23 protein-coding genes are annotated in these 18,489 nt (G+C 72.8%); 13 read left to right on the top strand and 10 right to left on the bottom strand.

From position 1 onward, the window contains the following. The first annotated feature begins 64 nt into the window (after positions 1–64). On the top strand, positions 65–1,501 hold the full coding sequence (locus ACPZVR_RS14040; RefSeq protein WP_436700208.1) for an extracellular solute-binding protein: 1,437 nt from the start codon (positions 65–67) through the stop codon (positions 1,499–1,501). Here the strand turns inward: ACPZVR_RS14040 and ACPZVR_RS14035 are convergent. Then, a complete protein-coding gene (locus tag ACPZVR_RS14035) occupies positions 1,402–2,772 on the bottom strand; it encodes a ribonuclease D (RefSeq protein ID WP_436700207.1) in 1,371 nt (456 codons plus the stop codon). The two genes, ACPZVR_RS14040 and ACPZVR_RS14035, sit on opposite strands and share 100 nt — an antisense overlap. Then, positions 2,772–3,386, bottom strand: a complete 615-nt coding sequence (locus tag ACPZVR_RS14030) for a DUF3000 domain-containing protein (RefSeq protein WP_436700206.1) — start codon at positions 3,384–3,386, stop codon at positions 2,772–2,774. The genes ACPZVR_RS14035 and ACPZVR_RS14030 overlap by 1 nt, the downstream gene beginning before the upstream one ends. A gap of 69 nt (positions 3,387–3,455) precedes the next feature. On the opposite strand from ACPZVR_RS14030, the gene hemE reads away from it, so the two are divergent. After that, a complete protein-coding gene (gene hemE / locus ACPZVR_RS14025; RefSeq protein ID WP_436700205.1) occupies positions 3,456–4,502 on the top strand; it encodes a uroporphyrinogen decarboxylase in 1,047 nt (348 codons plus the stop codon). A gap of 83 nt (positions 4,503–4,585) precedes the next feature. Here the strand turns inward: hemE and ACPZVR_RS14020 are convergent, their stop codons facing one another. The 8 genes from ACPZVR_RS14020 to ACPZVR_RS13985 all read right to left on the bottom strand — a co-directional run bounded on the left by ACPZVR_RS14020 (position 4,586) and on the right by ACPZVR_RS13985 (position 12,834). Next, entirely contained in the window at positions 4,586–5,371 is a 786-nt protein-coding gene (locus tag ACPZVR_RS14020) for an NYN domain-containing protein (protein WP_436700204.1), read from the bottom strand. A gap of 32 nt (positions 5,372–5,403) precedes the next feature. Further along, the gene (locus ACPZVR_RS14015) at positions 5,404–6,333 is read right to left on the bottom strand and encodes a LysR family transcriptional regulator (RefSeq protein WP_436700203.1); all 930 of its coding nucleotides are present in this window, start codon (positions 6,331–6,333) and stop codon (positions 5,404–5,406) included. Between the two features lie 161 nt (positions 6,334–6,494). Beyond that, positions 6,495–7,409 (bottom strand): DUF4349 domain-containing protein, encoded by a 915-nt coding sequence (locus tag ACPZVR_RS14010; protein WP_436700202.1) that lies wholly within the window; start codon positions 7,407–7,409, stop codon positions 6,495–6,497. 79 nt (positions 7,410–7,488) lie between these two features. Continuing rightward, the gene (locus tag ACPZVR_RS14005; protein ID WP_436700201.1) at positions 7,489–8,832 is read right to left on the bottom strand and encodes a DUF58 domain-containing protein; all 1,344 of its coding nucleotides are present in this window, start codon (positions 8,830–8,832) and stop codon (positions 7,489–7,491) included. A 16-nt stretch (positions 8,833–8,848) separates the two neighbouring features. After that, positions 8,849–9,883, bottom strand: a complete 1,035-nt coding sequence (locus tag ACPZVR_RS14000) for an AAA family ATPase (RefSeq protein ID WP_436700200.1) — start codon at positions 9,881–9,883, stop codon at positions 8,849–8,851. Continuing rightward, complete coding sequence (locus tag ACPZVR_RS13995; protein WP_436700199.1) at positions 9,880–11,016, bottom strand: DUF4350 domain-containing protein; 1,137 nt, start codon at positions 11,014–11,016, stop codon at positions 9,880–9,882. Before ACPZVR_RS13995 ends, ACPZVR_RS14000 begins: the two co-directional genes overlap by 4 nt. Continuing rightward, positions 11,013–11,642 (bottom strand): DUF4129 domain-containing protein, encoded by a 630-nt coding sequence (locus ACPZVR_RS13990; protein ID WP_436700198.1) that lies wholly within the window; start codon positions 11,640–11,642, stop codon positions 11,013–11,015. The genes ACPZVR_RS13995 and ACPZVR_RS13990 overlap by 4 nt, the downstream gene beginning before the upstream one ends. Positions 11,643–11,670: 28 nt before the next feature. Continuing rightward, positions 11,671–12,834: a hypothetical protein gene (locus tag ACPZVR_RS13985; RefSeq protein ID WP_436700197.1), complete on the bottom strand. Its 1,164-nt coding sequence runs from the start codon at positions 12,832–12,834 to the stop codon at positions 11,671–11,673. Between the two features lie 395 nt (positions 12,835–13,229). On the opposite strand from ACPZVR_RS13985, the gene rpsJ reads away from it, so the two are divergent. The 11 genes from rpsJ to rpsQ are packed head-to-tail and all read left to right on the top strand — an operon-like array spanning position 13,230 to position 18,483. Next, positions 13,230–13,538: a 30S ribosomal protein S10 gene (rpsJ, locus tag ACPZVR_RS13980; RefSeq protein ID WP_007078637.1), complete on the top strand. Its 309-nt coding sequence runs from the start codon at positions 13,230–13,232 to the stop codon at positions 13,536–13,538. A 10-nt stretch (positions 13,539–13,548) separates the two neighbouring features. Beyond that, positions 13,549–14,199 (top strand): 50S ribosomal protein L3, encoded by a 651-nt coding sequence (rplC, locus tag ACPZVR_RS13975; RefSeq protein WP_436700196.1) that lies wholly within the window; start codon positions 13,549–13,551, stop codon positions 14,197–14,199. 5 nt (positions 14,200–14,204) lie between these two features. Beyond that, positions 14,205–14,825, top strand: coding sequence for a 50S ribosomal protein L4 (gene rplD, locus ACPZVR_RS13970; protein WP_436700195.1), 621 nt, complete (start codon positions 14,205–14,207; stop codon positions 14,823–14,825). Continuing rightward, the gene (rplW, locus tag ACPZVR_RS13965) at positions 14,825–15,130 is read left to right on the top strand and encodes a 50S ribosomal protein L23 (RefSeq protein WP_257430576.1); all 306 of its coding nucleotides are present in this window, start codon (positions 14,825–14,827) and stop codon (positions 15,128–15,130) included. Before rplD ends, rplW begins: the two co-directional genes overlap by 1 nt. Positions 15,131–15,154: 24 nt before the next feature. After that, complete coding sequence (rplB, locus tag ACPZVR_RS13960; RefSeq protein WP_141797579.1) at positions 15,155–15,991, top strand: 50S ribosomal protein L2; 837 nt, start codon at positions 15,155–15,157, stop codon at positions 15,989–15,991. Between the two features lie 12 nt (positions 15,992–16,003). Then, a complete protein-coding gene (gene rpsS / locus ACPZVR_RS13955; RefSeq protein WP_139621517.1) occupies positions 16,004–16,285 on the top strand; it encodes a 30S ribosomal protein S19 in 282 nt (93 codons plus the stop codon). Then, positions 16,282–16,701, top strand: coding sequence for a 50S ribosomal protein L22 (gene rplV / locus ACPZVR_RS13950; RefSeq protein WP_436700194.1), 420 nt, complete (start codon positions 16,282–16,284; stop codon positions 16,699–16,701). The genes rpsS and rplV overlap by 4 nt, the downstream gene beginning before the upstream one ends. Further along, positions 16,701–17,537 (top strand): 30S ribosomal protein S3, encoded by an 837-nt coding sequence (gene rpsC / locus ACPZVR_RS13945; RefSeq protein WP_436700193.1) that lies wholly within the window; start codon positions 16,701–16,703, stop codon positions 17,535–17,537. The genes rplV and rpsC overlap by 1 nt, the downstream gene beginning before the upstream one ends. A gap of 3 nt (positions 17,538–17,540) precedes the next feature. Beyond that, positions 17,541–17,960, top strand: a complete 420-nt coding sequence (rplP, locus tag ACPZVR_RS13940; protein WP_257430580.1) for a 50S ribosomal protein L16 — start codon at positions 17,541–17,543, stop codon at positions 17,958–17,960. Continuing rightward, on the top strand, positions 17,960–18,196 hold the full coding sequence (gene rpmC / locus ACPZVR_RS13935) for a 50S ribosomal protein L29 (RefSeq protein WP_282403269.1): 237 nt from the start codon (positions 17,960–17,962) through the stop codon (positions 18,194–18,196). Before rplP ends, rpmC begins: the two co-directional genes overlap by 1 nt. Beyond that, on the top strand, positions 18,196–18,483 hold the full coding sequence (gene rpsQ / locus ACPZVR_RS13930; protein ID WP_436700192.1) for a 30S ribosomal protein S17: 288 nt from the start codon (positions 18,196–18,198) through the stop codon (positions 18,481–18,483). The genes rpmC and rpsQ overlap by 1 nt, the downstream gene beginning before the upstream one ends. Positions 18,484–18,489: the final 6 nt, after the last annotated feature.

The following is an 18,489-nucleotide window of genomic DNA, read 5'->3' as shown; positions in this document are numbered from 1 at the left end:
TAGAACGGTGCCGGCGCGACGGGCGATCGGACCGGTGCTGTGACCGGCCGGTAGGGTTGCCGCCGTGGGTCGGTTCACGTGGCGGACGGGTGCGGTCGTGGTCGGGGTCGCCGTGGCGGTCCTCGTGGGCATGATCGCCCTGGCGAGCGGCACCGAGCAGAAGAAGGACCCGCACCCGACGAAGCCGCCGACGGCGACGAAGACCGAGCTCGAGTTCGGGGCGTGGGGCAGCGAGCAGGAGATCGCGGCCTACCAGACCGTCGTCGACGCCTACAACGCGAGCAGCAAGGACACGAGGGTGTCGGTCGTGTCCTGGCCGGACGCCGACGCGATGCGCGACGCCATCCGCAGCGGCGAGGCCACGCCCGACCTGTACCTCATCCCGCGCGGCGACCTGGCCGAGACGGTCGCGGAGAAGCGCAACGTCCCGCTCCTCGACCTGGTCCTCGAGCGGGAGATCCCGATCGGTGACGACTTCTCCCGCGACGCGGTGTCGGCGTTCTCGGTGGACGACGACCTCCAGTGCCTGCCGTACGCCGCCTCGCCGATGGTCATCTACTACAACACCGACCTCGTCGACTTCGCGGCGATGGACGCGGAGGGCCTGCCGACGCCGCGGGGCGAGAACACCGGCTGGAACTTCGCGGAGTTCCGCGCCGCCGCGGAGTTCGCCAGCCGGCCACGGCGCAACACGCGCGGCATCTACGTCGAGCCGACGCTGCGCGGCCTGGCGCCGTTCGTCTACTCCGGCGGCGGACAGCTCTTCGACGACGACGGTACGCCGACCCGGCTGGCGCTCGGCGAGGACGGCTCGACCGACGCGCTGCGCCAGACCCTCGAGCTCCTGCGCGACCCTCGGCTGACGCTCAGCACCGCCCAGCTCGAGAAGCGCTCCGCCCTGGAGTGGTTCGAGCGCGGGAAGCTCGCGATGATCGCCGGCTTCCGGGACCTGACCCCGCAGCTGCGGGACACCGAGGGCCTCAACTTCGACGTCATGCCGATGCCGTCGCTCGGCTCGGCGCACACGATCGCGGACCTCAACGGCCTCTGCCTGGCCCCGAACGGCCCGATGCGCACCGAGGCCGCGGCCAACGTCCTCAGCTACCTGGTGAGCGACGAGGCGCTGGCCCGGGTCGCCGAGACCGGCTACGTGCAGCCCGCCAAGCTGACCGTGGCGTTCTCCGAGGACTTCCTCCAGACCGGCCAGGCGCCGGAGCACTCCGCGGTGTTCACCAACGTGATGCGCTCGGTGGTCCTGCCGCCGCTGATGAGCCAGGGCCGCGAGCTGCGCGACCTGATCGACCCGGACATCGAGACGTTGCTGACCACGCCCGACATCGCGGACCTGCAGGAGGCGCTGCGCGCGATCGACGAGAAGTCGCGCAGCCTCCTCGACCCGGACTACGAGCCGTCGAACACGCCGTCCGGTCCGCCGGACGGGCCGCCCGAGGGGTCGGACCCGGCGTCGCCCTCGGACCCGGCGTCCGACGACCTCGGCTGACGCTTCTTCCGGCCCGCGGCCGGCGCCGACTCGGCGTCGAGGATCGCGCGGCTCAGCGCCGGCGCGGTGAGCCCGATCTGCCAGCTGCGCGCGCCCAGGCCGCGCAGCTGGTCGATGACGGCCTCCAGCAGGTCGACCGCGTCGCGGGTCGCGGGCGGCGACCACATCACCCGGCGCAGGCTGTCGGGGGTGAGCAGGTTCTCCAGCGGGACGTCGTGCTCCTCGGCCAACGCCGACACCGCGGCGCGGGCGAGCTCGAGGCGCCGCGCGGCGACCGGGTCCTTGTCGGCCCAGGTGCGCGGCGCCGGCGGCCCGTCGCCGTGGGTGACGCGTGAGGGGAGCTCGTTCTCGGGGAGGTCGGCCGCCTGCTGCAGCGCGGCGAGCCACTCGCGCGCGTGGCGCGCGGCGCCGCGCCCGTGGAACCCGGAGGTGCCGAGCAGCGCGGCGCGCGAGGTCGGCATCGCGGTGGCGGCGGCGATGATCGCCGCGTCGGGGATCAGGCGCCCGGGGGTGACGTCGCGCTCGCGGGCGATCCGGTCGCGCGTCTCCCACAGCGCCCGCACCGCGCCGAGGGTACGACGCCCGCGGACCTTGTGCAGGCCCGACGTGCGACGCCACGCGTCGACCCGGACGGTCGGCTCGAACCCGCGGACGTGCTCGAACTCCTGCCGGGCCCAGTCGGCCTTCCCCGCCTCCTCGAGCTGGCCGGCCAGCAGGTCGCGCAGCTCGACGAGCACCTCGACGTCGAGGGCGGCGTACTCGAGCCAGGGCTCGGGAAGCGGCCGGGTCGACCAGTCGACCGCGGAGTGCTCCTTGCGCAGGTGGCGGTCCAGCAGGGTCTCGACCAGTGTCGCGAGACCGACGCGGGGGTAGTTCAGCAGCCGGCCGGCGAGCTCGGTGTCGAACAGCGCGGCCGGGCGCAGCCCGACCTCGGCCAGGCAGGGGAGGTCCTGGGTGGCGGCGTGCAGGATCCACTCGGCGTCGCCGATCGCGTCGGCGAGCGGCGTCAGGTCGCCGAACGGGATCGGGTCGATCAGGCCGATCCCGGCGCCGGCCCGCTTGACCTGGATCAGGTAGGCGCGGTTGGAGTAGCGGTACCCGGAGGCGCGCTCGGCGTCGATCGCGACCGGGCCGGACCCGGCGGCGAGGTCGGCGCAGTAGGCGGCGAGTGCCGCGGGGGTGTCGATGACCGGCGGCAGCCCGTCGGCCAGGGTCAGCAGCTCGGCCGGCTGCTCCTCCGGGGTCGGCTGCTCGGTCGGTGAGTCGGTCATCAGCTCCCGCTGCCTCGCTGGCCACGCCGGGACGGCATGACCGCGATCCCGTCCGGCACCGGCTCGAGGCCGCCGGCGGTGCACATCAGCTCGCCCCACGCCTCGGCGTGGCTGGCGAGGTCGTCGGGGTCCACCGGCGTCCACGACGCGCGGATCTCCAGCTGGGCACTGCCCGGCTCGCCGGCCATCGTGCCGTAGCTCTCGGTCGCCACCCGGGTGACGGTGCCGGAGACGGCGACGTGCTCGGCGCCGTGCGAGGTGAGCGCGTCGGTCAGCCAGGTCCACCCGACGTCGGTCAGCAGCGGGTCGGTCGCCAGGTCGTGGTCGATCTCGGCCCGGCAGTAGGCGACGCAGCGGAAGGTGCCCTCCCAGGCGTCGTTGCCGGCGGGATCGTGCAGGAGCACGAGCCGTCCGGTGGCGACCTCCTCGTCGTCCACCGTGACGTCGGCGGACAGCGCGGCGGCGTACGGCGCGATCCGCTGGGGCGCCGGCATCTCCTCGCAGAACACCTCGGGGCGGAACGACGCGGCGCGCAGGCCGGCCACCGCAGCGGTGAACTCGGGGGGTGTGCCGGCCGCGCCGGACCCCTGGTTCATCTCCTGGCGGGCGACCATGAGGCCACCCTAGGACCACAGGGGCGGATCGATGTGCGTCCCACGCCGTTCGCCTGAGACCCTGACCCTGTGACCGCCCCACTTGCTGACAGTGCACTCCTCAAGGCCGCCCGCGGGGAGGCGGTGCCCCACACGCCCGTGTGGTTCATGCGGCAGGCGGGCCGCTCGCTCCCCGAGTACCTCGCGGCCCGTGAGGGCGTCGCCATGCTCGACGCCTGCGCCGACCCGGAGCTGATCGTCGAGATCACGCTGCAGCCCGTGCGTCGCTACGGCGTCGACGCGGCGATCTTCTTCTCCGACATCGTGCTGCCGCTGAAGGCGGTCGGCGTCGACCTCGACATCGTCCCCGGCGTCGGTCCCGTCGTCGCGACGCCGGTCCGCACGCTGGCCGACGTCGAGGCGATCCCCGATCTCACTCCCGAGCAGATCCCGTACGTCACCCAGGCCGTCCAGGGCCTCGTGGGCGAGCTCGCCGGCCTCAACGGCGGCACGCCGCTCATCGGGTTCGCGGGGGCGCCGTTCACCGTGGCCTCCTACCTCGTCGAGGGCGGGCCGTCGAAGGAGCACGCGAAGACCAAGGCGCTGATGTTCGGCGCTCCCGACGTGTGGGACGCGCTGATGCGCAAGATCGCGGGCATCTCCGCGGCCTTCCTCGAGACCCAGGTCGCGGCCGGGGCCTCGGCGGTGCAGCTGTTCGACTCGTGGGCGGGCGCGTTGACCCGCGACGACTACGTCCGCTACGTGCAGCCGCACTCCGCCGGCGTCCTGGAGCGGGTCGGCGCGCTCGGCGTGCCGCGCATCCACTTCGGCGTCGGTACGTCGAACCTGCTCGACCTGATGGGCGAGGCCGGTGCCGACGTGGTCGGTGTCGACTGGCGCACGCCGCTGGAGCGCGCGATCCCGCTCGTCGGCGACCGCTCGGTGCAGGGCAACCTCGACCCGACGCTGGTGTTCGCGCCGACCGAGCTGATGACCCAGCGCGCGGCGTCGATCATCGAGGCCGGCCGGTCCGCGCGCGGCCACATCTTCAACCTCGGCCACGGCGTCATCCCCAGCGCCGACCCGGACCAGCTCGCCCGGCTGACCGAGTTCGTGCAGTCCTACCCGCTGGACTGAGCGGCTCGCTCCACGCGGCGAGCGCACAGTCGGGGAAGGGTCCGCCCCGCGACGGCAGCGTCGCGACGGACGGCGCGGGCCGGTCAGGAGCCGCCGGCCTTCTTCGCCGTCTTCCTGGCCGGAGACTTCGTCGTGGGAGCCTTGGTCGCGGCCGGCTTCGGCGGCGTGACCTGGCCCTTGAGCCCCACCCGCTGCCGCTCCTTGTCGACGACGAGGAAAGGCTGGGCCTCGACGAGCGGCAGCAGGGTGTCGAAGCCGTAGCGCTTGGGCTCGAAGGCGCTGAACAGGCGCCGCAGGTTGGCCCCGAGCGAGCTCAGGTTGGCCCAGCCGTCCTCGCCGGCCGCGTTGTTGACCGCGCGGGTCAGCAGGCTCTGGAGGTTGGGCAGGTCGGGCGCCTCCTCGGCCTCGTCGGGCTCGTCCGCGGGCGCCGTGTCGACCGTGCCGAGCAGCTCCAGGAGGAGGAACTGGTCGCAGGCCTCCTGCAGCGCCCGCGGCGTCCGCTCGCGGCCGACCCCGTAGACGGTCTTGCCGGACTCGCGCAGCCGACTCGCCAGCCTGGTGAAGTCGCTGTCGCTCGACACGATCGCGAACCCGTCGACGTTGCCCGAGTAGAGCAGGTCCATCGCGTCGATGATCAGCGCCGAGTCGGTCGAGTTCTTCCCCCGGGTGTAGGCGAAGGTGTGCTCGGGCGAGATCGCGTGCTTGTTGAGCTTGTCCTTCCAGCCCTTCATGTTCTCGCCCGACCAGTCGCCGTACGCACGCTTGACGGTCGTCCGGCCGAACTTCGCCAGCTCCTCCAACAGCGGTCCGGCGTACTGGTGCGAGACGTTGTCGGCGTCGATCAGGACGGCGATGCGCAGGTCGGACATCCACCCATCATGTCCGAGGAGGAGGTCCGACCTCAGGAGGCGGCGCTGGACGTGGCGCCGGACGCCCGGTACTCCGCTGCTCGAGCGGTCAGCGCCGCCTGCAGATCGCGCACGGGCAGCGGCTGCTGCAGCGCCTTGCGCTGGCGCAGCTGGAGGGTGAGGAAGGTCTGGTCGCCGGCGATCGGGCGCGCCTCGATCATGCCGACGCGGTGCAGCTGGTCGCCGATCACCGCGTAGTCCGGCAGCACGGTGACGCCGGCGCCTCCGGCGACCAGTGCCTTGCCCATCTCGGCGCCGTCGGTGCTCTGCGCGGCCGGCGGGACCTCGGGCCCGAACACCCGGTGGACGTAGCGGTGCATGATGTAGCCGGGTCGCATCATCACGAACCGCTCCTGGCGCAGCTCCTCGATGGTGACCTGCGGGCGGGCGGCGAGCGGGTGCCCGGCCGGCAGTACGGCGACCGGGCGGCCGTGCAGCAGGTCGATCCCGTCGAGGCCGACCGGCGCGTCGTCACCGTCGAGGACGTTGACCAGGCCCAGGTCCAAGGTGGCCTCGGCGAGTCCCTCGTCGATCTGCGACTGCTGGAGGGTGAGCATCTCGACCGTCGTACCTGGGTGGCGCTCCTGGAACGCGCGGACCGCCGGGATGAGCAAGGTCGAGGTGGCGGCGTGCACGGTGCCGACCCGGATCACCCGGGAATCGGTACGCCGGTCACCGGCCGCGTTGCGCAGCCGCTCGACCGCCGCGAGCACGTCGGACATGTAGGGGAGCAGCTCGCGGCCCTCGCGGCTGATCCGGGCGCCCGAGCGGCGGCGGTCGAGCAGGGTGACCCGCAGCTCCCGCTCGAGCTTGGTGAGCGCCTCGCTCAGCGCGGGCTGGGAGAGGTGGAGGCGCTCGCTGGCCCGGCGCAGCGAGCCGTGCTGTGTGACGGCCGCCAGGTACTCCAGCTGTTCGATGCGCATGGTGTCGCCCCTCCACGTCGGACGATGACGCCGGGGTCCGGGTGCTCGTGCGGTCCTTGCCCGTGCCTCAAAGTCGAGTAATACTGTAGACAAACAGTATCACGGGTCGGGCTCGTCGCGATCCCGCTCCGGTACGACGGTCGCGAGGCCGCGATCCGGGCTCACGCAGCTCCGGCGCGGCCTCGGGGCCGTCGGCGGGCGACCAGCCAGGCCGGGACCCCGATCAGGGCCACCAGGGCCAGCCACGGCACGAGGAAGCCCACGACGACGAGCACCGTGCCGAGGCCGTCCACGAAGGCGTCCCAGCCCTTCGCGAGCCCGCCGAGGAAGCCGTCGGCCGTGTCCTCGTCGGGCTCGTCGCGCGAGCTCGAGCGCTCGATGTACACGCTCACTGTGGACATGCTGGTCTGGTCGGCCAGCCAGCGCTGTCGGGACTCGAGCGCGTCGAGGTCGCCCTGGCGGCTCGCCAACTGGGCCTCGATCGCGACGATCTGCTCGATGCTCGCGGCCCGGGCGAGCAGCGCCTCGATCCGCGCGACGCTCTTGCGCTGCGCGCGGATCCGCGCGTCCACGTCGACCACCTCGGCGGTGACGTCCTCGCCGTTGGTGGTGGTGCCGGTCGGCGTCGCGACCTCCTCGAGCGCGCTCACCACGTCGTCGAACCGGTCGCTCGGCACGCGCAGGACCAGTCGGGCCGTCGTCAGCTCGCCCTTCTCCCCGGTCGTGGTCTCCTGCTCGCCGATCGTGCCCTGGTGGGCGTCGGCGACGGCGCGCACCCGGAGGCGGGCGCGAGCCACGTCCTCGGCCTCCAGCGACACGGTCCCGGTCGAGATGACGGCCGGAGCCGACCCGGCGGACCCGGTCGACCCGGCCGAGCCGTTCGCGTCGGCCGCGTCGGCCGCGTCGTCACCCGCGGGCACGGCGGCCGGAGCCTCCGCGTCGGCGTCGCCCGAGCCGCCCGAGCCGCCGGAGTCGTCCGAGCCGCTGCAGCCGGCGAGGCCGGTGAGGCCGACGAGGCCGACGAGGGCGACGATCGTGGCGAGGACGAGGGAGGTACGACGCGGTGGAGTGTGCATGGCACTGGGACGCCGCGCCCGTCCGAGCGGTTCCCCCGTGCTGAGGTCCGGCCAGCCCGACCGGGCTGGACATCAGCGTCTAGAGCAGACCCTGGGCCTTGAGGGAGAGGTAGTGGTCGGCCAGCGCGGGCGGCAGCTCCCCGGCGTCGGCGTCGACCACGTCGACGCCGAGCCGCACCAGCATGTCCCGGGTCCGCGCCCGGCGCTGCAGCTCGTGGGCGGCGGCCGCGGCGGCGTAGACGTCGTCGACCGTCGGCGTGACGCCCGCCGTGCCGTCGTCGTCGGCCAGCTCCGCGAGCCGGTTCAGCTCCGGGTCGCGCACCGAGGCGATGACGACGCGATGGTGCCGGACCAGCACCGGCAGGACGGGCAGCAGGCCGTCGGCGACGGCCGCCGGCTCGAGCGCCGTGAGCAGGACGACGAGAGCGCGCTGCCGGCCGAAGCCCTGGACGGCGCCGGCGAGCAGGTCCCAGTCGGCCTCGACCAGGGTCGGGTCGAGGTCCGCCATCCGGTCCTGCAGGCGGGCCGCGACGTCGCGCGTGCCGTGCAGCCGCTCCCGGGCGCGGATCCGCCGGTCGCCGGCCACGAAGTCGATCCGGTCGCCGGCCCGCGCGGCGAGGGCGGCGATCAGCAGGGCCGCGTCCATCGCCGCGTCGAGGCGCGGCATGCCGTCGGTCTCGGGCTCGCCGGCGGCGCGGGCGACCCGCCCGGCCGAGGTACGGGAGGTGTCGAGGACGAGCACCACCCGCCGGTCGCGCTCGGGCTGCCACGTGCGGACGACGACGTGGGCGCTGCGCGCGGACGCGCGCCAGTCGATGGAGCGGACGTCGTCGCCCCGGACGTACTCGCGCAGCGAGTCGAACTCGGTGCCCTGCCCGCGCACCCGTACCGCCGCGCGGCCGTCGAGCTCGCGCAGCCGGGCGAGCCGGGAGGGCAGGTGCTTGCGCGACTCGAACGGCGGGAGGGCCCGCACCGCGCCCGGGACGTCGTAGGTCCGTTGCCGCGCGACCAGGCCCAGCGGGCCCCAGGAGCGGACCGTGACGCCGTCGGCACGCAGGTCGCCGCGGCGGCGGGGGAGGAGGGGCGTGCTGAGCCGGCGCCGGTCGCCGGGCGCGAGCCGGATCCGGGCCCGGTTGTCGCGGGCGCCCGCCGACGGCTGCCAGGCGTCACGGACCTGCAGGTGCAGCCGGCGGCCGGTGCCGGCGACCACGAGGTCGGAGGACGCCGGGTCGCCGAGCCGGACCGACCCGGGGGAGCGTCGGGTGATCGCGGCGAGCGCGGGCGACGGCGTGAGCGCCAGGTCGAGACCGACCAGCAGCAGCACCCCGAGCAGCCAGAGCCAGACCGTGCCCGCCTGCGGGCGCAGCACGACCGCCACCAGCCCCAGGAGGAGCAGCAGCGGGACGCGGCCGGAGATCACCATGGCGTGCGGCGTGCCCTCAGCGCGGGACCGGGACGGAGGCGATGGCGGAGGCCAGAACCTGGGCCACGTCGACGCCCTCGAGCTCGGCCTCCGGCCGGACGCCGAGCCGGTGGGCCAGCGACGCCTGGGCGAGGGCCTTCACGTCGTCGGGCGTGACGAAGTCGCGGCCCGACAGCCATGCCCAGGCGCGGGCCGCGCGCAGGAGCGCGGTCGCGCCGCGCGGGCTGACGCCCAGCGACAGCGACGGCGACTGCCGGGTCGCCCGCGCGATGTCGACGATGTACGACGCCACCTCGGGCGAGACCTGCACCCTCCGGACCGCGGCCTGCCCCGCCTCGACGTCCGCCGCGTCGGCCACCGGGCGGACCCCCGCGCCGGCGACGTCGCGCGGGTCGAAGCCGTCGGCGTGCCGGGTGAGGATCGTGATCTCGTCCTCGCGGGGCGGCACCGGCAGCACCACCTTGAGCAGGAACCGGTCGAGCTGGGCCTCCGGCAGCGGATAGGTCCCCTCGAACTCGACCGGGTTCTGGGTCGCCGCGACCAGGAACGGGCGCGGCAGCGGCCGGGTGACGCCGTCCGCGGAGACCTGGCCCTCCTCCATCGCCTCCAGGAGCGCCGACTGGGTCTTGGGGGGCGTCCGGTTGATCTCGTCGGCGAGCAGCAGGTTGGTGAAGATCGGGCCCTCGCGGAAGCTGAGCTCGCCACCCCCGGCTGCGTCGATGACCAGCGAGCCGGTGATGTCGCCCGGCATCAGGTCCGGGGTGAACTGCACGCGGCGGGTCCGCACGTCCAGGCTCTGAGCGAGGGTCCGCACGAGCAGCGTCTTCGCCGTGCCCGGCACGCCCTCCATCAGCACGTGGCCCCCGCACAGCAGCGCGACGAGCAGGCCGGACACCGCCGCGTCCTGGCCGACCACGGCCTTGGCGACCTCCTGGCGTACGGCGAGCAGCCGCTCGCGGACACCGGCCTCGTCCGCCGTCGCGGCCGGGGCCGCCGGGGTGGCCGGGACGGCGGGGGCGGGGGTGCTCGGTGGCGGGGGCATCTGGGTCATGAGCGTCGTACCTCTCTCCTCAGCTGGGCCAGGTCCTGCGCGAGCCGGACCAGGTCCTGGTCGCTCGCGGGTGGGGTCTGCTCGTCGTCGAGCAGCGGTGCGATGTCCTCGACGGGGGTGCCGAGCTGGTGTGCGGCGGCCGCGGCGACGGCCGCGGCCGGCGCCCCGCGGTCGAGCCGGAGCCGGCCGGCCAGGTCGGCGCGGGTCGCGGTCCGCAGCGCCCGGGCGGCGTGGGCGCGATCGCCGCTGCGGCGATACATCCGGCCCCGGCTGCGTGCGGTCTCCACCGCGCGCACGACGACCGGCAGCGGCTCGGTCGAGAGCGGGCCGAGCCGACGGAAGCGCCACAGCACCAGGGCCACACCGCTCAGGGCCAGCACCCACAGCCCGGGACCGATCCAGTCGGGCACCAGCGAGCCGAGCGTCACGGCGTCGTCGCCGACCGCGTCCGCGGCGTCCGGGACGTACCAGACCAGCCGCTCGTCGTGGCCCAACAGCCGGAGCGCGACGGCCGCGTTGTCGGCGCGCGTCACCTGGTCGTTGGTCAGCGCCTCGCCCGCGCCGAACAGGACCAGGCCGTCGACGGGGCGCACCAGCGCGCCGTCCTCGGTGGGGAAGCACCCGTCGCCGGCGTACGACGTCGCCTGGTCGACCGCGAGGGTCAGTCCGTCCAGACCGACGCCCGCGACACCGTCGGCGCACCGGGCCGCGACGCCGTCGTCCTCGTCGGCCGGGACCGGCAGCGAGCCGAGTCCGGGGTCGATCTCCTGCAACAGCGCGTGACCGGGCTCGACCAGCACCACGCGGCCCGCCGCGGCCGTGTGGTCGCGCAGTCGGGCGAGCGTGCTCGGCGCGAGCTGGTGGGTGTCGGTCACCACGACCGTGGTGTCGCGGTCGACCGTCGCCTGCTCGAAGGCGTCCGCCGAGCGCGCGATGGTCACGTCCACGCCCTGGTCGGCCAGCACCCGGGCCACGGCCTGGGCGCCCTCGGGGCCGGGGTTGCGGGGGTCGGCCGTGCCGGGGTACTGCGCGGTGCCCCGCGCGGTCCACACCGCGACCGCGAGCGCGAGGACGATCGCGGCGGCGACCGCCACCCGCATCCGGGGCCGGCGCACCGGGGTCGCCGCGGTCACCGGTGGACCGTCCGTCCCGCGAGCGCGTCGTCGAGCGCCAGCAGCTCGCCGGCCTGGTCCGGGCTCGCCGGCCGCTCGCCGTACAGCACGCCGTCGAAGAGGTCCGCGCCGTGCAGCACGGCGGCGCGGTGCTCCGGGAAGACGGCCACCAGAGCGCCGGCCAGCTCGTGCGCCGTCGCCTGGGGCAGGTCCTCGATCCGCCCGCGCTCGACCTGGCGCACCGCCGCCGCCCGGAACGCGTCGACCAGGGCGCTCGTCGCGTCGCCGGCCGCGAGGGCGGCCTCGGCCCGGGCCCGCAACGCGTCGGCCGTGATCACCTCGCCGGTCAGGGCGGGGGCGCTCGCCGGCTGCCCGGCGGCCGTCCGCCGGGCGCGGCTCACCAGGAACAGCACCGCGCCGACGAGGAGCAGCACGACGAGGATCGCCGCCGCGGCGGCCAGGCCCGACGAGCCGGACGCGGCGTCGACCGTGCTGGAGATCAGCCGGTCCAACCAGCGACCCAGCCGGTCGACGATGTCGTCTTGGTAGTACTCCGGCCGCACCAGCTCGCGGCGCAGCTCCCCGCGCGCCTCGTCGCCGCTCGGGTCCAGCGGCGGCTCCAGCGCCACCAGGAGCGCCGGGATCATGCCGCGCCCCGGCGAGGTGCGTGCGGCCTCATGCGGGAACGATCCCCGCCTCGCGCATCAGCTCGACGTCGAAGGCCTCCTTGCGCATGCGGAGGTCGACATACTGCACCGACGTCACGGCGGCGAGGAAGGGGGCGACGAAGGCGTTCTGGATCACCAGCGCGACCGCCTGGGTCACGATGAGCAGGAGCGCGGCGTACTCCGGCGCGGCGAAGGCGGCGACGTTGCCGATGATGCTCACCGGGAAGGTCAGCAGCCCGCCGGCGAACTGCACCATGAGCACGGTGAGCAGGGCGATGCCGAAGGTGCGCCAGTACTGACGGGAGGTCAGCGACCAGCCGCGTCCGATCGCGTCGAAGACCCCGACCGGCTCGAGCATCAGGGCGGGCACCGGCAGGTAGTAGAAGCGGATCCACAGCCAGCAGCACAGCGCGATGAACGCCGGCACGGTGACCACTCCCCAGAGCACGACCGGCAACGGCTCGCCGCCGACGGCCGCCACGACGACCACCCACAGCAGCACGTAGGCGGCCAGCAGGAGCAGGAAGGCCACGTTGATCAGCAGGGTCAGGCCGAGCAGGCGCCAGCGCTTGCCCCGGGTGGCGGCCCACGCCTCGCCCAGGCCGAGCCGCCGACCGACGGCCGCGGCCCGGGTGACGTGCGCGACCATCCCCGTCACGAAGACGACCCCCACCTGGGCGACCACCAGGGACACCAGCAGCGAGCCGTACGCCGCGAGCAGTCCCAGCGCGTCGGCGGTGCTCGCGTCGGCCTCCAGCTCGCCGGAGGCGTCGACCGCGATGCCGACGGTGAAGGTCAGCACGACGGTCACGATCACCGGGATCACCATCGCCACCGCGGTGACCAGCACCGCGGCGCCCACCGTCGCCTTCGGATTGAACCGGATGATCCGAAAGGCGCCGTCATAGATGTTGCCCAGGCTCAGCGGACGCAGGGGGAACGCGCCGGGCTTGTGCGCCGCCCCCAGCAGCAGCCCGGGTGCCGGGCGCGGTGCCGGTCCGGACGGGTACGGCGCCCAGCCCGCCGGAGCCGGACCCGGTGCCCCGGGCGGGGCGGCGGGAGGGGGCGTCGCGCCGGGCGGCGGGTAGGAGCCGCCCGGGGGCGGCGGCCCGGGATCGGCGGGCGGCGGCGCACCCGGGGGCGGGTACTGCTGCGCGGGGCCGTCGGTCATGCGCGCCATCCTTGCATCCGCGACCCCGCGGAACCCGGGGGCGACGCCCCCGCGTGGGGACCGGCCGCCGCAATTTGGTGCGCCCCGCGAACTCTGCCAAGATGTTCCGGTTGCCCCGGGCAGGTCGCCTGAGGTACGCGCTAGATCTTGACTACTGAATCGTGCCTCCCCAGCGGAGTGATCGGCCCCCGGGCCCGATCCGTGCCGCGTGGAGCGTGAGCGGTCGTCGGGTCTGAGCTCGTGCCGCACGCCGCCAAGGCCGAGTCAGCCGAGAACAACAGCTCCGCTTCCCCCTCCGGGAGACGCGTGTGCCCGCACCAGGTGCGACACGCCCGACCGCGGGGGTCGGAGCCCAGGACCCAGAGTCGTACGACGAGTAAGGACGAGAGAGACCTATGGCGGGACAGAAGATCCGCATCAGGCTCAAGGCCTATGACCACGAGGTGATCGACACCTCGGCGCGCAAGATCGTGGACACGGTCACCCGTACGGGTGCGAAGGTCGCCGGCCCGGTGCCGCTGCCGACCGAGAAGAACGTCTTCTGTGTCATCCGCTCGCCGCACAAGTACAAGGACTCGCGCGAGCACTTCGAGATGCGCACCCACAAGCGGCTCATCGACATCATCGACCCCACGCCGAAGACGGTCGACAGCCTCATGCGCCTCGACCTGCCGGCCGGTGTCGACATCGAGATCAAGCTCTGAGGTTCGAGACATGACTATTGAGCGCAACGTGAAGGGACTGCTGGGCACCAAGCTCGGCATGACCCAGCTCTGGGACGAGAACAACCGGGTCATCCCGGTCACCGTGGTCGCCGCCGGCACCAACGTCGTGACCCAGGTCCGCCAGCCCGAGCCGGACGGCTACAACGCCATCCAGATCGGCTACGGCGAGATCGAGGGCCGCAAGGTCAACAAGCCGCAGGCGGGTCACTTCGCCAAGGCCGGCACCACCCCGCGCCGCCACGTGGTCGAGATCCGCACCGCCGACGCCAGCGAGTACACCGTCGGCCAGGAGCTGCCCGTCGACACGTTCGAGGCCGGCCAGGTCATCGACGTGACCGGCACCAGCAAGGGCAAGGGCTTCGCCGGTGTCATGAAGCGTCACGGCTTCGCCGGCGTGAGCGCCTCGCACGGTGCCCACCGCAACCACCGCAAGCCGGGCTCGATCGGCGCGTGCGCCACGCCCGGTCGCGTGTTCAAGGGTCTGCGCATGGCCGGTCGCATGGGTTCCGACACCGTCACCACCCAGAACGTCACCGTCCACGCCGTCGACGTCGAGAAGGGCATCGTCTTGATCAAGGGCGCCGTTCCCGGCCCCAAGGGCGGTCTCGTCGTTCTCCGCACGGCTGCGAAGAAGGGCTGATCATCATGGCCAAGACCGTCTCCGTCGAGCTGCCCGCCGAGATCTTCGGCGCCGAGCTCAACATCCCGCTGATGCACCAGGTCGTCGTGGCCCAGCAGGCCGCCGCGCGCCAGGGCACGCACGCCACCAAGACCCGCGGCGAGGTCCGCGGCGGTGGCAAGAAGCCCTACAAGCAGAAGGGCACCGGTCGCGCCCGCCAGGGCTCGACCCGCGCGCCGCAGTTCGCCGGCGGTGGCACCGTCCACGGCCCGCAGCCGCGCGACTACAGCCAGCGCACCCCCAAGAAGATGAAGGCCGCCGCCCTGCGCAGCGCCCTCTCCGACCGGGCCCGCAACGAGCGGATCCACGTCGTCGAGGGTCTCGTCTCCGGCGACAAGCCGTCGACGAAGGCCGCGCTCGCCTCGCTCTTCGAGCTGACCGACCGCCGCAAGTTCCTCGTCGTGCTGGAGCGCACCGACAGCCTCACCTGGCTCTCGCTGCGCAACGCGCCCGAGGTGCACATCGTGGCCGTCGACCAGCTCAACACCCGCGACGTCCTCGTGAGCGACGACGTGGTGTTCAGCAAGGCCGCGTTCGACCTGTTCGTCGCCGGTGGCACGACCACGCCCGCGGAGGAGAACAACTGATGAGCACCCTGCACAAGGACCACCGCGACGTCCTGATCGCGCCGGTGGTGTCGGAGAAGAGTTACAGCCTCCTCGACGCCAACAAGTACACCTTCCTGGTGCGCCCGGACGCCAACAAGACCGAGATCAAGATCGCCGTGGAGAAGATCTTCGGCGTGAAGGTCACCTCGGTGAACACGCTCAACCGTCCGGGCAAGGTCCGCCGCACCCGCAACGGCCTCGGCAAGCGCAAGGACACCAAGCGCGCCATCGTGAGCCTGGCCGACGGTCACCGCATCGACATCTTCGGAGGTCCGGTCTCCTGACCGGGCTAGGTAGAGGAATCTGACATGGCAATCCGCAAGTACAAGCCGACCACCCCGGGCCGCCGCGGCTCCTCGGTGGCCGACTTCGCCGAGATCACCCGGACCACGCCCGAGAAGTCGCTGACCCGTCCGCTGCCCAAGAAGGGCGGCCGCAACAACCAGGGCCGGATCACCACCCGGCACCACGGTGGCGGTCACAAGCGTGCCTACCGCATCATCGACTTCCGTCGCTACGACAAGGACGGCGTGCCGGCCAAGGTCGCGCACATCGAGTACGACCCCAACCGCACCGCGCGCATCGCGCTGCTGCACTACGCCGACGGCGAGAAGCGCTACATCGTGGCGCCGAAGGACCTGACGCAGGGCATGCGGGTCGAGTCGGGCGTCGGTGCCGACATCAAGCCGGGCAACAACCTGCCGCTGCGCAACATCCCCGTCGGTACGACGATCCACTGCGTCGAGCTCCGCCCCGGTGGCGGCGCCAAGCTGGCCCGCTCGGCCGGCAACAGCGCGCAGCTCGTCGCCCGTGAGGGCTCGCGCGCCACGCTGCGCCTGCCCTCGGGCGAGATGCGCTACGTCGACGTGCGCTGCCGCGCCACGATCGGCGAGGTCGGCAACGCCGAGCAGTCCAACATCAACTGGGGCAAGGCCGGTCGGATGCGGTGGAAGGGCAAGCGCCCGACCGTCCGCGGTGTGGTCATGAACCCGGTCGACCACCCGCACGGTGGTGGCGAGGGCAAGACCTCCGGTGGTCGTCACCCGGTCTCCCCGTGGGGCAAGCCCGAGGGCCGCACGCGCAAGCGCAAGGCCAGCGACTCCCAGATCATCCGCCGCCGCAAGTCCGGCAAGAACAAGCGCTGAAGGAATTAGACGATGCCTCGCAGCCTGAAGAAGGGCCCCTTCGTCGACGGCCACCTGCTCAAGAAGGTGGACGCCGAGAACGAGAAGGGCACCCACAACGTCATCAAGACCTGGTCGCGTCGGTCCATGATCATCCCCTCGATGATCGGCCACACGATCGCGGTCCACGACGGGCGCAAGCACGTCCCGGTCTTCGTGTCCGACTCCATGGTCGGTCACAAGCTCGGTGAGTTCGCGCCGACCCGCACCTACCGCGGCCACGTCAAGGAAGACCGGAAGGGACGCCGTCGATGAGCACCACTGAGCGTCACCGCACCAGCGCGCGTCGCGAGTCGCTCCTGGGCGACGAGCCCGGCGCGTTCGCGACCGCCCGCTTCGTGCGGATCACCCCGATGAAGGCGCGCCGCGTGGTCGACCTGGTCCGTGGCCTGCCCGCCGACGAGGCGCTGACCCTCCTGCAGTTCGCGCCGCAGGCGGCGTCCGAGACCGTCTCCAAGGTGCTGGCCAGCGCCGTCGCGAACGCCGCGACGACCGAGGGCCTCGCCACCGGCGACCTGGTCGTCTCGGTCGCGCGGGTCGACGAGGGGCCGACGATGAAGCGCTGGCGTCCGCGTGCGCAGGGCCGGGCCACCCGGATCAACAAGCGCACCAGCCACATCACCATCGCGGTCCAGCCGGCCGACGTCGTCGCGAAGAAGGGCAAGAAGTAATGGGTCAGAAGATCAACCCGAACGGCTTCCGCCTCGGAATCTCGACCGACCACAAGTCGCGTTGGTACGCCGACAAGCTGTACAAGTCGTACGTCGGCGAGGACGTCGCGATCCGCAAGCTGCTCAGCAAGGGCATGGAGCGGGCCGGCATCGCCAAGGTCGAGATCGAGCGCACCCGCGACCGGGTCCGCGTCGACATCCACACCGCGCGTCCCGGCATCGTCATCGGTCGCCGTGGCGCCGAGGCCGACCGGATCCGTGGCGAGCTCGAGAAGCTCACCGGCAAGCAGGTCCAGCTCAACATCCTCGAGGTCAAGAACCCCGAGATCGACGCGCAGCTGGTCGCCCAGGGCGTCGCCGAGCAGCTCTCGGGCCGCGTTCAGTTCCGCCGCGCGATGCGCAAGGCCATGCAGACCTCGATGCGCTCCGGTGCCAAGGGCATCCGGATCCAGTGCTCGGGTCGCCTCAACGGCGCCGAGATGTCGCGCACCGAGTTCTACCGCGAGGGCCGCGTCCCGCTGCACACGCTGCGTGCCGACATCGACTACGGCTTCTACGAGGCCCGCACGACCTTCGGCCGCATCGGCGTGAAGGTCTGGATCTACAAGGGCGAGGTCGCCGGCACCCGTGCCGAGCGCCAGGCCCAGGCTGCCGCCCGCGCCGGCGTCCCCGGTCGCGGTGGCCGCCCCAGCCGCGGTGGCGACCGTCCGACCCGTGGGTCGCGCGGTGACCGCCCGAACCGTTCGGACCGCAACTCGGAGGCTCCCGCTGTGGAGGCCAACCCCGAGGCCACGGCGGAGCCGACCACCGCAACGACCAATGAGACGGGGGCCTGACCCATGTTGATGCCGCGTCGCGTCAAGCACCGCAAGCAGCACCACCCGAAGCGTCGGGGTGCGGCCAAGGGCGGTACGTCGCTGGCGTTCGGTGACTTCGGTATCCAGGCGGTCGAGGGTGCGTACGTCACCAACCGCCAGATCGAGTCCGCTCGTATCGCCATGACCCGCCACATCAAGCGTGGCGGCAAGGTCTGGATCAACATCTACCCGGACCGTCCGCTCACCAAGAAGCCCGCCGAGACCCGCATGGGCTCGGGTAAGGGCTCCCCGGAGTGGTGGGTCGCCAACGTCAAGCCCGGCCGCGTCATGTTCGAGCTGTCCGGTGTGCCGGAGGACATCGCCCGCGAGGCGATGCGCCGTGCGATCCACAAGCTGCCCATGAAGGCCCGATTCATCACGCGAGAGGCTGGTGAGTTCTGATGGCGAACGTCATCCGCGCCCACGAGCTGGACGAGCTCAACGAGGTCGACCTCGAGGCCAAGCTGCGCGAGGCCAAGGAGGAGCTGTTCAACCTGCGCTTCCAGGCGGCCACCGGTCAGCTGGAGAGCCACGGCCGGCTCCGCACGGTCAAGAAGGACATCGCCCGGATCTACACCGTGGTGCGTGAGCGCGAGCTCGGCATCCGGACCGCTCCGGCAACGGACGAGGAGAACTGATGAGCACGGAGTCCAACGAGGGCAACGAGACCGCTCAGCGCAACGCCCGCAAGACCCGCGAGGGCCTCGTGGTCAGCGACAAGATGGACAAGACCGTGGTCGTGTCCGTCGAGGACCGCGTCAAGCACGCCCTCTACGGCAAGGTCATGCGCCGCAACACCCGGCTCAAGGCCCACGACGAGCAGAACGACTGCGGCGTCGGTGACCGCGTCCTCATCATGGAGACCCGCCCGCTGTCGGCCACCAAGCGCTGGCGCGTGGTGGAGATCCTCGAGCGCGCCAAGTAGTCCACA

Source organism: Nocardioides segetis, assembly GCF_051390595.1.
Taxonomy (GTDB): Bacteria; Actinomycetota; Actinomycetes; order Propionibacteriales; family Nocardioidaceae; genus Nocardioides.
The sequence above is the reverse complement of the archived record's forward strand: the minus strand, read 5'-3'. Positions and strand labels throughout refer to the sequence as shown.

Bases quoted from the DNA above. Each gene is read 5' to 3' on its own strand.
- ACPZVR_RS14035 (WP_436700207.1), bottom strand. From the start codon at position 2,772: ATGACCGACTCACCGACCGAGCAGCCGACCCCGGAGGAGCAGCCGGCC.
- ACPZVR_RS14030 (WP_436700206.1), bottom strand. From the start codon at position 3,386: ATGGTCGCCCGCCAGGAGATGAACCAGGGGTCCGGCGCGGCCGGCACA.
- ACPZVR_RS14020 (WP_436700204.1), bottom strand. From the start codon at position 5,371: ATGTCCGACCTGCGCATCGCCGTCCTGATCGACGCCGACAACGTCTCG.
- ACPZVR_RS14015 (WP_436700203.1), bottom strand. From the start codon at position 6,333: ATGCGCATCGAACAGCTGGAGTACCTGGCGGCCGTCACACAGCACGGC.
- ACPZVR_RS14010 (WP_436700202.1), bottom strand. From the start codon at position 7,409: ATGCACACTCCACCGCGTCGTACCTCCCTCGTCCTCGCCACGATCGTC.
- ACPZVR_RS14005 (WP_436700201.1), bottom strand. From the start codon at position 8,832: ATGGTGATCTCCGGCCGCGTCCCGCTGCTGCTCCTCCTGGGGCTGGTG.
- ACPZVR_RS14000 (WP_436700200.1), bottom strand. From the start codon at position 9,883: ATGACCCAGATGCCCCCGCCACCGAGCACCCCCGCCCCCGCCGTCCCG.
- ACPZVR_RS13990 (WP_436700198.1), bottom strand. From the start codon at position 11,642: ATGATCCCGGCGCTCCTGGTGGCGCTGGAGCCGCCGCTGGACCCGAGC.
- ACPZVR_RS13985 (WP_436700197.1), bottom strand. From the start codon at position 12,834: ATGACCGACGGCCCCGCGCAGCAGTACCCGCCCCCGGGTGCGCCGCCG.
- rpsJ (WP_007078637.1), top strand. From the start codon at position 13,230: ATGGCGGGACAGAAGATCCGCATCAGGCTCAAGGCCTATGACCACGAG.
- rplC (WP_436700196.1), top strand. From the start codon at position 13,549: ATGACTATTGAGCGCAACGTGAAGGGACTGCTGGGCACCAAGCTCGGC.
- rplD (WP_436700195.1), top strand. From the start codon at position 14,205: ATGGCCAAGACCGTCTCCGTCGAGCTGCCCGCCGAGATCTTCGGCGCC.
- rplW (WP_257430576.1), top strand. From the start codon at position 14,825: ATGAGCACCCTGCACAAGGACCACCGCGACGTCCTGATCGCGCCGGTG.
- rplB (WP_141797579.1), top strand. From the start codon at position 15,155: ATGGCAATCCGCAAGTACAAGCCGACCACCCCGGGCCGCCGCGGCTCC.
- rpsS (WP_139621517.1), top strand. From the start codon at position 16,004: ATGCCTCGCAGCCTGAAGAAGGGCCCCTTCGTCGACGGCCACCTGCTC.
- rplV (WP_436700194.1), top strand. From the start codon at position 16,282: ATGAGCACCACTGAGCGTCACCGCACCAGCGCGCGTCGCGAGTCGCTC.
- rpsC (WP_436700193.1), top strand. From the start codon at position 16,701: ATGGGTCAGAAGATCAACCCGAACGGCTTCCGCCTCGGAATCTCGACC.
- rplP (WP_257430580.1), top strand. From the start codon at position 17,541: ATGTTGATGCCGCGTCGCGTCAAGCACCGCAAGCAGCACCACCCGAAG.
- rpmC (WP_282403269.1), top strand. From the start codon at position 17,960: ATGGCGAACGTCATCCGCGCCCACGAGCTGGACGAGCTCAACGAGGTC.
- rpsQ (WP_436700192.1), top strand. From the start codon at position 18,196: ATGAGCACGGAGTCCAACGAGGGCAACGAGACCGCTCAGCGCAACGCC.